Here is a 12016-nt window from a genome sequence, read left to right as displayed (position 1 = left end):
TTTCATCCATATTCTAAAAATGAAACTTCAAATAAATGAACATTTGCCTTATTTATGACATAAACAATTTTCAGTTTTTGTCGATATATCTTTTGTATTACTAAAGTCCTAATAAAGAATTGTTTATAACTGTAAAATATTTCAAAAATGTAAGAGTTGAAAGGAGTTATGAAAGATGTTTATGAAAAAAGCAAATGATTCATCGGCTGGAATCCTTCTGAGTGAAAGCAGCCAATTAATAGAACGAATCGAAAAGGGAGACCTTTCAGCAAGATTAGATACTGCTGCATTTTCTTCTAGCCAAACAATAGAAGCAGTGGCACAAATGAATGAAGCGCTGCAAAAGATGCAGGAAGCACATGAAAATATTCAAATGCGGGTGGAATTAGTGACAAAAGCCATTCAAGTTGGCTTATGGGATATGGTCGTCATCGCTGGAGACCCGGTCAATCCAAAAAATGAATTCACATGGACGGATGAATTCCGCAGAATGCTCGGCTTTCAAAATGAGCACGATTTTCCAAATCTATTAGACAGCTGGGCATCTCGAATACATCCGGATGAACAAGAATATACATTAGATGCATTTTCTTCGCATTTATTGGATCATTCAGGGCGTACGCCATATGATATCGAATATCGATTGAAGTTGAAAAATGGAGATTATCGCTGGTTCAAAGCAACTGGAACGACCGTTCGTGATCGAAATGGTGTCCCTCTTCGTGTGGCGGGAGCTCTTTTTGATATCCATGATCAGAAATTGAAAGAAGAAGAGCTGCAAGCATTCGTCACAAGATATGACTTAATCAACCGTGCGCTTGTCGAAGCTCCTTGGGACATGGTGGTAGAGGCCGGTGATCCAGTCAATCCAAATAACGAATTCTGGTGGTCTCCGCAGTTCAGAAAAACGCTTGGCTTTACAGACGAAAAAGATTTCCCGAACGTGTTAAGCAGCTGGAGCGACCGTCTGCATCCTGAAGATCAAGAAATGGCTCTTCAAGCCTTTGCAGATCATTTAAATGACCACTCTGGACGCACACCGTTTGATATTGATTACAGATTGCAGCGCAAAAATGGGGAGTACCGCTGGTATCATGCGGGTGGTGAAACCATTCGTGATGAAAAAGGTGTTCCTCTTCGTGTAGCAGGAACCATTCGTGACATCACGTTAGAAAAAAACAAAGAGAAAACAGCGAATGAAATGGCTTCACAAGTAGAACAGCTTTCAAGTTCTATTAGCGAGATGGTATCGGGCATTAGCTCTGTGACAAATCAAGCACAGGAGCTTGCTGTAGCTCAAGAGCAGTCAACGTCTGCCGCAAATCTAGCAAAAAATAGTGCAGATGAGACGAAAAACATTTCTGACTTAATCAAAGAAGTGGCGAACCAAACGAACCTGCTTGGTCTGAATGCTGCAATCGAAGCAGCTAGAGCTGGTGAACAGGGCCGCGGATTCTCTGTTGTTGCAGATGAAGTACGGAAGCTGGCGCTGCATAGTGCCAATGCAACGGAAAATATCGAATCTAGTTTAACGGAAATGAAAACACAAATTGATGAAATTCTTGAAAATATCTCGAATATGACAGCTCTTACGCAAACACAGGCTGCTTTAACAGAGCAAGTGAATGCTGCAGTCGATGAAGTGAATCACATGTCTCAGCGTCTTGTGGCGTATTCAAAGAGTATTTAATGAAAAAAACCGCCCTCTCATAGAAGGCGGTTTTTTTCATTAAATTTGATCTGCTGGGAAAACAATACCTGCATCTTTTCTTGCGGCATCAAGAACTTTCATCACGGAGAGACTTTCATCAAGCCATGCATAGCACTGTTCATGATTTTTTGTTTCAATGATCTGCTGGAAAGCTTCTGCTTCATAAAACAGCCGATTTGGATTCGTCTGTGCATTGAGTGAGATGACCCTGTCATCAACATGCAGCAGCACTTCCTCGCACCCATTCGCCCCATTTTTCACATGAATGAAGCCTTTTTCTCCTTGAATCAATGCAAAGTTCATGCTGCTTGTATCCTTACTGCCGACACTTGTCGCAATAAAATCATTGTAAGTGAACGTCAAAACACCAGATGTGTCAATACCGTTTGGATGGCGGTTTGCCTGATATCGGACTTGCTCTGGTGATCCAAAGAGGTTCATGATGAAATGGACATTATAGATGTTAATATCCATCAGCGCTCCTCCAGAGAACTCAGGGTTAAAGACATTTGGCGTTTCGCCGGCTAGCAGCTGATTATATTTGCTTGAATATTGACTATAGTTGCATTGAACCAGTTTGATTTTACCTAATTGATGAAGGTGCTTTTTGATCAAATGATAGTTTGGCATATGAACGGTCGTAATGGCTTCAAATAGGAGAAGCTGCTTTTCCTTTGCGAGAGCGATTAAGGCTTCCAGCTCTTTCACATTAGAGGTAAAAGGCTTTTCGCATATCACATGTTTTCCGTGTTTCAATGCTTTCGTTGCATGCTCGCTATGTAAACGATTCGGTGATGCGATGTAAACGGCTTCTACGTGAGGATCTTCTAGCATAGCAGTTAGATCCGTATAAGTTGTCTGCACCCCAAATTTGTCTGCGAGCTTCTTTGCCGTTGCTTCCTTTCTTGAATAGACAGCGTGACAAGAAGCACCGTCGAGCTGTTCAACCGCTTGCAGGAAGCCTTCCACAATGATACCTGTTCCGATGGTTGCGATGTTCATTCTCAAAACCCCTTCCACTCGTTTAAGCTGACTCTAGTATAACCGATGTTTTCATTGAACGTGTACTGAGATACCTGAGCGAAGGTGTGCCAGTGATCAACATCGGCACACCTTTTGGCAGCCCTTACAATCAGCTGATATTTGCTAATGTTTGCTTTGTTAACAATTGAATAGCTGCCTTCCTTTTTTTTAACTCTTGAATAGAGTGCTGGATATCTTCGACTTTTTGCTCGAGCAGCTGTTCAGCTTCTGTTTTTGACTTTTTTTCGAAAAGTGATTTGATAATTTCACGAATTTCTTTAAGCGAGAAATCTAGCTTTCTCGCTTCCGTGATAAATGACAGCATGAGTACATATTTTTTATCATATAGACGATAGCCGTTATGTGCTCTCTTTGGCTCTGGGAGCACTCCCTCATTTTCGTAAAAACGAATGGTTTCAATATGTACACCAGACATTTTTGACAATTTACCTCTCGTAAACGTAATCATTCCCTGCACCTCCTTTCTTTGCTATCCATCATACAATTAGATTTACTCGTTTCAAAACATTCTATAGTGGTGGACGATTGTTCTGTTTTACTAGTTTCAAATGGGGGATCAGCGCGATGAATAGAATGCGTTATAATAGAGTAGACTCATGTGATATTTGTTACAGATATGAACAAGTAGACAGCGTGAAGAAAAAACGATAGGCTAAAATAGGTAAATAGTAATGAAATAACCTGTCATCATCGTAATGGTGGCTCAAAATAGTGACAGCACGTTTTTGCTGAGAAAAGGGGACCAGTGAATGTATAAATTAGTCGCAATTGATATGGATGGTACGTTATTAAATGATCAACATATGGTACCGGATGAAGTGTTTGAAGCCATTCAACAGGCTAAGGCAGAAGGAATTAAAATTGTCTTATGTACAGGCCGGCCGATTGGCGGAGTAAATCGCTATTTAGCTGATCTTCAGCTTAATCAAGAGGGAGATTATGTGATCGCGTATAATGGAGCACTTGTTCAAAACAGCCATACAAATGAAGTGGTGTCAGAGCTGACATTATCCTATGATGACTTAGCTTCTTTATATGAATTGAGCCGTCAGCTGGATACACCGATGCATTATTTCGATTCAGCCAATCTATACACACCGAATCGCGATATTAGTGAATACACAGTTCTTGAATCCTATTTAACAAAACTGCCGCTTAAGTATTTACCTGTCGAAGAGGCAGATTCATCTATGAGGCTTCCGAAGATGATGTATATTGATCAGCCAGAACGTTTGGAAAAAACGATACAAGCCATCCCATCTGAAGTGAAGGAAAAGTATATGATGGTGAAAAGTACAGATTTCTTCCTTGAAATCCTGCATCCTGATGTGAGTAAGGGAAATGCCGTGAAGCTTCTAGCGAAGGAGCTGGGAATTCCTCGTGAAGAAGTCATGGCTATTGGTGATAACGGGAACGACGTCTCAATGCTAGAGTTTGCGGGCTGCGGCGTCGCTATGGGAAATGCCATTGATGATGTCAAAGCCGTAGCAGATGTTGTAACAAAATCTAATAATGAAGCCGGAGTAGCACATGTCCTGCATGAGCTGGTTTTAGGAAAATAAGAAAAGAGCGGTCTGCCAGTGCGGTAGCCGCTTTTTTATATATTGGAGAAAAAGTAAACAAGCATACGTCTGCTGCTTAAATTCGTCTTTTGCAGCATCGCTTTCACATGATCATGAACGGTATGGGGTGAAATATATAACGTACTCGCAATTTCCTTTGTCGACTGGCCCTTTAATAAGCAGTCGAGGACGTTCATCTCTCTTTCTGTCAGCCTGTACGTTTTCGCTGCATAAGGAAGAATATCATTTGTTTGGGCTCGTTTGATGTGAATCATGACAGCCTTCTCCTGCCTGTCAGCCTGCGCCAATCGAAAGGCTTGAAGGGAAAGAAAGACCCCCGTAGGCATTCTTGTGATGCTTGCTGCTGTTTGATCGGTACCGCCGTATAAAAGTTTAGCGCCTAATGCTCTGAACGGGCGGGGCATGACGGCTTGGTCATGGATTTGCTCAAAGGCTTGAAATGTACGAAGCCAATGGAGCCCTGTCTCATTTCCATAAAGAAGCTTGTAATGAGTTGAAAGAATGAGAAATCCTTGCTGCTCCGCCGCATCATCATCTTCAGTGGCCCATTTATTGAAAATCTCATCTCTCAGCTTGGCTGCAAGTGACGGTGTTAGATCGATGACTGCTTGTATATCTCGCTTCTGAAAAGGTTCCTTGCCCTGTTGACGATAAAGACTGGCGATACCCCAGCATTCTCCTTGAATCACAAGGGCTGCCCGCAATTCATCAGACCAACCGTTAGGTATCAAAATATGCAGATAGCGCTCGCTGCTCAGATATTCTCCGCTTTGGACGAGACTCGCAGCATGAATAGGGCCTTTGGCTAGAAACTCATGCTGATGCACGTCCTTTTTTAAAAATTCATTTTGAAAGAGCTGGTCATGAATTTCTTCAATCGGTTCATCAGTGTAGGAACCTGTCGAGAGGAGAGTGGCTGGATCGATGGTTGTGATACAGGCGGCATCAAAATCAATGACAGCAGCAAGTTCGTCCCGAATGTACTGCCTTAGCTGCTGAAAATGAGTGGCTGGATTGACCACATGATCTCCTCCTCAAAAACCCCCACTTTTAGGGATCGTTTTTTCTGGTGCCTCTTTTTACAATAAAGATGTCATATCGTTAGTGTACAGGAAACGATGGAAAGCGGAAAGGAACTGGAGGAGAATCATATGAAAGGAAACCAGCATTGGCACGACCCTGTTGCTGAATCATACGCAGCAACGATTTCACATAAAGTACCCGGCTATCACCTTTTGCATGAGTTATCAGTAGATGTATTAGAAACTGAAATAAAGGGAGCGGCCTCTCTTATTCTAACTGTCGGAGCGGGTGGGGGCGAAGAGATCATCAACATGCTTCAGAGAAAAGAAGACTGGCTCATCACAGGAGTCGATCCCTCTGCATCTATGCTGGATATGGCGAAACAGCGGGTTTCAAAGCTCCATATGGAGACGCGTGTCACATGGTATGAGACCGCATTAAACAAGGTGTCTGCTGAAGCTGTTTACGATGCCGCAGTGAGCCTGCTCGTGATTCATTTTGTAGAAAATCGGCTGCCATTTTTACAGGAGATTGCACAAAGGCTTCAACCAGGGGCCCCGTTTGTACTAGCATTTATACAAGGAGAGATGAATTCCAGCGCATTTCAGCAAGAGCTTCATATGCTGTCTCTTTTCATGAAGCGGCAAGGTCTAGGAAAAGAAGTGTTTTCGTCCTTTCATGACAGACTGGGACGTGCAACATATCCTGTGCCTGAGGAGGAAATGAGGGGACATTTAATTGAGGCGGGGTTTCGAGACATCAGACCTTATTTTCAGGCAGGAATGATCAAAGGGCTTGTTTGCAAGCGAGGTCGTAGAAAGGCGGATGAGAGATGAGATCACAGGTAATGGTAATTGGCGGCTATGGACATGTTGGACAGCAAATATGTCTTCAGTTAAGTGAAGTGTATAAAGGGCAAATTGTTGCGGCGGGGAGAAGCTATGAGAAGGCTGAACAATTTTCACAGCAGACCAAAGGCAGAGTCCGTCCTTACAAACTAGATGTTAGAAAGCCATTAGATTCTGACTGGATGAATGAAACAAAGCTGGTGATCATGTGTCTCGATCAAGAAGACACGTCATTTGCTGAAACCGTTCTGCGGGCAGGCATTGATTATATCGATATTTCTGCAAAAGGGGCGTATATGGAGCAAATGGCACAGCTGGATCAGCAGCAAATCAGTGCAACGGCTTTGCTCAGTGTAGGCCTCGCGCCCGGTCTTACAAATTTATTAGCTGCGAAAGCGGCTTCTATGCTTTCATCAGTGGATCAAATAGATATTGGGATTATGCTTGGATTGGGGGATCAGCATGGAAAAGCCGCGATTGAATGGACGATTGATCATGTCCATACTGAATATGAACTCACTGAACATGATCAGCAGAAAAGAGTGAAAAGCTTTACTGGAGGCAGACCGGTCAACTTTGGTGGACAGCTTGGAAAGCGGTATGATTATCGATTCCCCTTCTCTGATCAACAGACATTGCCTTCCACAATTCATGTGCCATCTGTGACGACAAGGCTTTGTTTTGATTCACGTCTAGCGACGGGTGCATTGGCCTTCACAAGGAGCCTTGGACTGACGTCGTTCCTTACATTACCGAAAATGAAGGATCGAGCCATTTCAATGATACAATCTTCTCAAGTGGGAACAGATCAATATGCAGTCAAAGTGGAAGCGGCAGGGACGGATGGGAAAAAGGTTCATCATGCAGCGCTTGGAATAAAAGGACACGACGAGTCTCAAGCAACAGCTCAAGTCGCCTGTGCTGCGGCCCTGCATTTATTGAACAGGCGGTTTCAGCCAGGGATTTTTCATATTGAAGAATTATTTTCACTAGCATATGAGAACGGGCATTTTGTTTTGGTGGATCAAAAAACAAGGGAAGAGCAGACATTAGCGATAAGGGCCAGCCTTTTGACGGCATAAAAGAAGACTAGCATTCTGCTAGTCTTTTTATGGTGACGTTGACACATCCCCTTTTTTCTTAATGCTTGCTGTGATGAGCTGTGTCAGTGTGTCAGAACCTTTTTTTGAAAGATGGACACCATCGGACTGAAAATAGGATGGCTGTCCAGTAGCGGCTGAATGCCAATCGACCAAGGTGACATTTTGATCTTGATCAGCCACTCGCTGAATGACCGCATTCACATCATTTTCCCATGACCTTGGAACCCTCGTATTCACTAGGAAAATATGTGCCTTAGAAAAGTTTTGAATGAATGCTTTCAGCGTGTCCTCAGTAAAATAACCATTTGTGCCGAGTTCAATGATAACAGCGGCATCAGATTGATTAAATGATTTGTATTGAGGGGCAATGCTGACGGCTTCGTTCATTTGTCTGCCAACTTTCCCATCGATGGTGATTTGTTTATATGCTTTTTCTAGATTCGGCGCAATGTCTAACATGACAGAATCACCAATGGCAAGAACTTGGTGAAATTGTTTTTGATCAGCTGCTTTTTTTTCGTGCTTTTCTTTCTTTTTCTTCGCTTTTGATTCCGGTGGTTCGGCTGTTTTTTTCGGTGCTGTCTTAATTTGCGTCACTTCCTTCACATGTGGGGAGGAAGTGGACGAGTTAGACATGCCAATGATAAATAAGATCAAAAGAGCTGCGGTGATCCCAAGGAACACCTTATTAGATGTAGACCACTGTTTGATTCCTTTTTTCCAAATAGACCAAGAGGAAAAATATTGTCTGAAGCCATGCTGGCGGATCGGCTGTTCGATGAAGCGATAGGAAGCCTCAGCAACTAGTAAAATGGCGATGAGCTGCAATGTGACACGCGCTATGGAAGGCTGTCCAATTTCAATGACCGGTGTGGTCAGTACGATAATGGGATAATGCCACAGGTAAATACCATAAGACCGCTTACCAAGCCAGACGAGCGGCTGAAAGGACAGCCATTTCCCTATAAGACTTGCAGGGTGGCAGACGCACCCAATTAAGATGGCCGCATTCAGACAGAATAAAAGCATGCCGCCCTGATAGAGAAAGGCATCGAAATCGTCCACTGCATAAACACAAAAAAGGAAAATCGCAAACGAACCGAAACCGGCAATATGTAAAATACGTCTGCCAACAGGAAGTAATCTTTTGCTGGATAGTCTTTGCATAGGCCACACAAATGCCAGGCTGCATCCAATCAGGAGCGCAAATGCACGAGTATCTGTTCCATAATAAACCCTGCTTGGATCGGTATCTGGTGAATAAAGAATCGCCATCCATAAGGCAGAGACAAGTGCAAGTCCAAAGGTGATCATAGGAAGATGGGATCTGTTTTTTACCCATTTCAGCCCTGCAATCAACAGTACCGGCCAAATGATATAAAATTGCTCTTCTATTGCCAGAGACCACAAATTTTTCAGTGGAGATAGGGCATTGAAGCTATCAAAATATGAAAGCTGGTGAAAAATGTACCACCAGTTACTGACATAAAAAAAGGACGATATGGCATCGCCACGAATGGACAATAATGCATTTGATCCAGCAATCGCGCACCAGCTGACGGTTATAAAAATCATGATGTAAGCGGCTGGAAGAAGCCTCCTGATCCGTCCCATCCAAAATGGCAAAAGCTCTTGATAGCCTAAATCCTGCTTATGTAACAAGATCGTTGTAATCAAGTAACCAGAAATGACAAAAAATAAATCAACGCCAAGAAACCCGCCGCTTGCGGGTCCGATATGTAAGTGATAAGCAATGACTGCCAATACAGCAACGGCTCTTAGTCCATCTAATCCTAAAATATAACGAAAACGATTTTCCTTGCTGTTCATGAAAATGAATCCCCCATCAATGTCAAACGCTTCTTTTTGTTGTTCATTCAAAAGAGCAACGATTCTTTTATTTTATATAAGATTAGACGAATCAGCATTACATTTTGTTGGCGAATTTCTATCTTTTTTAAAATTTTTTTAATTGATGGGTTAAGAGATGTCGAATTTGATACTCAAAACCAAAATCCCTGTCATAATAAATGTAGAAGGAAAGGGGATGTGTTGAATGAGAACGATCGAAAATGATCAGTTATTGGTTCAGATTCATGAAAAAGGAGCGGAAGTCAGGGAGGTGCTTGACAAGGAAAGCGGGCGTCACTATATGTGGTCTGGTGATCCAGCTTATTGGGGCAGGGTGTCGCCTGTCTTATTTCCGATTGTTGGGCGATTAATGAATGACCAATACAAGATTGACGATCAAACCTTTGAGCTCACGCAGCATGGTTTTTTACGTGATGTCAATTTTGATTTATATGAAGAAACGAAGCATACGGTGACCTTTCAATATGAATCAAGAGGCCGGCATGTGAAGCAATACCCGTATGAATTTACAGCGCGAATTCGTTATGAACTATTGGAAAATGGACTGAAGATTTCCTGGGAAATTGATCATGACGGAGAGGATACGATGTATTTCTCCATTGGAGGGCACCCAGCATTTCGTATTCCTCTTCTTGAAGGCGAGCAAACAGCAGATTATTCACTCACATTGACACCTTCCACTGAGCATCTCCCTGTGCAATATGAACTGCGGAATTCACTTGTCAGAGAGAAAGAAAAAGGTATTGAACTTGAGTCGATCCAGCTTCGACCGGAGCTTTTTCAGCTTGATGCGATGATCTTTAGCCATATCAATCGAGTGTCATTGACTTCAGGTGCAGGTCACGGAGTTGAGGTCGATCTCACAGGCTTTCCTTTCGTTGGCATTTGGTCGCCTTATGATCAAGAAAAAGGAACGATGGCTCCTTTTGTTTGTATTGAGCCGTGGTATGGCATCGCCGATATGGAAGGGACGAATGGACAGTATAGGGAGAAGTTTGGGATTCAAACATTAGAAAAAAATGAGACCTTTCATGCCGCTTATACGATTTTCTTCAAATGAACATTTGTGCATGATGAGGTGAACAATTTGTTATGATAGAAGAAAAAGGGGGCGTATGAATGGATCGAGAGAAACAACAGCTGAGTATTGAAGCGGCAAGGCTTTACTATTTGTCTGATTACAGCCAGCAGGAAATTGCCAAACAGCTCGACCTGTCGAGACCGACTGTATCTCGGCTGCTTCAATATGCGAAAGAGAAGGGGTACGTCCAGATTACGGTGATGGATCCGTTTGAAGATTTAAATGAGCTTTCTTCATTGCTCAAGGAAAAATATGACCTGCTCGAAGCTCATGTGGTGTTTTCGCCGAAGGACGACTATCCAACCATCACCGATTATTTGAGCCGATTTGGTGCAGATTACTTGCAAGAAACGGTGAAAGACGGTGATATCGTTGGCGTGAGCTGGGGAACGACTATGTATCAAATTGCACAAAAGATGCAACCTAAACAGGTAAAAGGTGTAGAGGTTGTCCAGCTCAAGGGTGGAATCAGCCATTCTCATGTGAATACATATTCTGCGGAAACCATCCAGCTGTTTGCTGAGGCCTTTCAAACAGCACCGCGTTATTTGCCGCTTCCTGTAGTATTTGATAGTGCTGCCGTCAAAGAGATGGTTGAGCAGGACAGACATATTCAGCGAATTATTGAAATGGGCAAGCAGGCGAATATCGCTGTGTTTACTGTTGGAACGGTCAGAGATGAAGCACTTTTGTTTAGACTAGGTTATTTCCGTGAAGAAGAAAAAGCGCTCCTCAAGCAATCCAGTGTCGGAGACATTTGCTCGCGCTTTTATGATCAAGATGGACGCATTTGCAGTGAAACCATTAACAATCGCACAATTGGCGTGGAGTTAGATGATTTAAGGACAAAAGAACGATCCATTCTTGTCGCTGGCGGTCATCGAAAGGTGGCTTCTATACACGGCGCACTAAGAGGAAAATATGCGAATGTATTGATCATCGATCAGCACACAGCGAGGGCTCTTTTAAATGTCACAAAATAGATGAACAAAATTTCATAACTATGTTTACAATTGTTCATCTGTCATATATGATGAAAGTATCATAATTAAAAGGAAGTGTGAAGCATGACGATAGCGAAGCTCATTGATCATACAGCACTAAAACCAGATACAACTAGAGCTGCAATTATGCAGTTACTTGAAGAAGCAAAGACTCATCAATTTGCATCTGTTTGCGTAAACCCAACTTGGGTATCTCTAGCGTCGAAAGAACTAGCAGGAACAGGTGTAGATGTATGTACAGTCATCGGTTTCCCGTTAGGCGCAAACACAACAGCGGTAAAAGCATTCGAAACAAAGGATGCCATTGAAAACGGTGCCACAGAAGTGGACATGGTCATCAATGTTGCGGCATTGAAAGACGGCGAATATGATGTGGTTGAACAAGATATTCGTGCAGTTGTAGACGTAGCAAAAGGCAAAGCATTAGTGAAAGTCATTATTGAAACATGTTTACTTACTGATGAAGAGAAAGTCAAAGCTTGTGAGCTTTCAGTGAAAGCCGGCGCTGATTTTGTGAAAACATCGACTGGATTTAGTACAGGCGGTGCGACTGCTGAGGACATCGCATTAATGCGTAAAACAGTAGGACCTGACATCGGTGTGAAAGCATCAGGCGGCGTGAGAACAAAAGAAGACGTTGAGGCAATGACAGCAGCAGGTGCTACCCGTATTGGCGCTAGTGCAGGCGTTTCCATTATCAAAGGGGATCAATCAGCTCCTTCGAAAGACTATTAATTCATACGATCC

Annotated in this window: 11 protein-coding genes; 7 read left to right on the top strand and 4 right to left on the bottom strand. The window is 42.9% G+C overall.

Going from position 1 to position 12016, the window contains the following annotated elements; all coding sequences use genetic code 11:
- The first annotated feature begins 175 nt into the window (after positions 1 to 175).
- A complete protein-coding gene (locus NST65_RS18295) occupies positions 176 to 1690 on the top strand; it encodes a PAS domain-containing protein (RefSeq protein WP_101676610.1) in 1515 nt (504 codons plus the stop codon).
- Positions 1691 to 1729: 39 nt separating this feature from the next.
- On the opposite strand, the gene NST65_RS18290 is transcribed toward NST65_RS18295, so the two are convergent.
- A complete protein-coding gene (locus NST65_RS18290; RefSeq protein ID WP_144496463.1) occupies positions 1730 to 2713 on the bottom strand; it encodes a Gfo/Idh/MocA family oxidoreductase in 984 nt (327 codons plus the stop codon).
- Between the two features lie 130 nt (positions 2714 to 2843).
- Positions 2844 to 3203, bottom strand: coding sequence for a MerR family transcriptional regulator (locus NST65_RS18285; protein ID WP_024423948.1), 360 nt, complete (start codon positions 3201 to 3203; stop codon positions 2844 to 2846).
- A gap of 301 nt (positions 3204 to 3504) precedes the next feature.
- Here NST65_RS18285 and yidA point away from each other — a divergent pair, with 301 nt between their 5' ends.
- Positions 3505 to 4317: a sugar-phosphatase gene (yidA, locus tag NST65_RS18280; protein ID WP_041118302.1), complete on the top strand. Its 813-nt coding sequence runs from the start codon at positions 3505 to 3507 to the stop codon at positions 4315 to 4317.
- A 35-nt stretch (positions 4318 to 4352) separates the two neighbouring features.
- Here the strand turns inward: yidA and NST65_RS18275 are convergent, their stop codons facing one another.
- Positions 4353 to 5360, bottom strand: a complete 1008-nt coding sequence (locus NST65_RS18275) for a helix-turn-helix transcriptional regulator (protein WP_144496462.1) — start codon at positions 5358 to 5360, stop codon at positions 4353 to 4355.
- 129 nt (positions 5361 to 5489) lie between these two features.
- Between NST65_RS18275 and NST65_RS18270 the strand changes: the two genes are divergently transcribed.
- On the top strand, positions 5490 to 6197 hold the full coding sequence (locus tag NST65_RS18270; protein WP_065214978.1) for a class I SAM-dependent methyltransferase: 708 nt from the start codon (positions 5490 to 5492) through the stop codon (positions 6195 to 6197).
- Complete coding sequence (locus tag NST65_RS18265) at positions 6194 to 7291, top strand: saccharopine dehydrogenase NADP-binding domain-containing protein (protein WP_342489208.1); 1098 nt, start codon at positions 6194 to 6196, stop codon at positions 7289 to 7291. The genes NST65_RS18270 and NST65_RS18265 overlap by 4 nt, the downstream gene beginning before the upstream one ends.
- Positions 7292 to 7318: 27 nt before the next feature.
- On the opposite strand, the gene NST65_RS18260 is transcribed toward NST65_RS18265, so the two are convergent.
- Entirely contained in the window at positions 7319 to 9142 is a 1824-nt protein-coding gene (locus NST65_RS18260) for an acyltransferase family protein (RefSeq protein WP_342489207.1), read from the bottom strand.
- A gap of 226 nt (positions 9143 to 9368) precedes the next feature.
- Between NST65_RS18260 and NST65_RS18255 the strand changes: the two genes are divergently transcribed.
- From NST65_RS18255 to deoC, 3 genes are all read left to right on the top strand, one after another.
- Complete coding sequence (locus tag NST65_RS18255) at positions 9369 to 10244, top strand: aldose 1-epimerase family protein (RefSeq protein WP_098677080.1); 876 nt, start codon at positions 9369 to 9371, stop codon at positions 10242 to 10244.
- Between the two features lie 59 nt (positions 10245 to 10303).
- Positions 10304 to 11248: a sugar-binding transcriptional regulator gene (locus tag NST65_RS18250; protein WP_251232373.1), complete on the top strand. Its 945-nt coding sequence runs from the start codon at positions 10304 to 10306 to the stop codon at positions 11246 to 11248.
- Between the two features lie 84 nt (positions 11249 to 11332).
- The gene (deoC, locus tag NST65_RS18245) at positions 11333 to 12004 is read left to right on the top strand and encodes a deoxyribose-phosphate aldolase (RefSeq protein WP_034281386.1); all 672 of its coding nucleotides are present in this window, start codon (positions 11333 to 11335) and stop codon (positions 12002 to 12004) included.
- The last annotated feature ends 12 nt before the right edge of the window (positions 12005 to 12016 follow it).

Source organism: Bacillus sp. FSL P4-0248, assembly GCF_038593305.1.
GTDB lineage: Bacteria > Bacillota > Bacilli > Bacillales > Bacillaceae > Bacillus > Bacillus safensis.
Note: the sequence above shows the minus strand (reverse complement) of the source record. Positions and strands in the feature narration are given on the sequence as shown.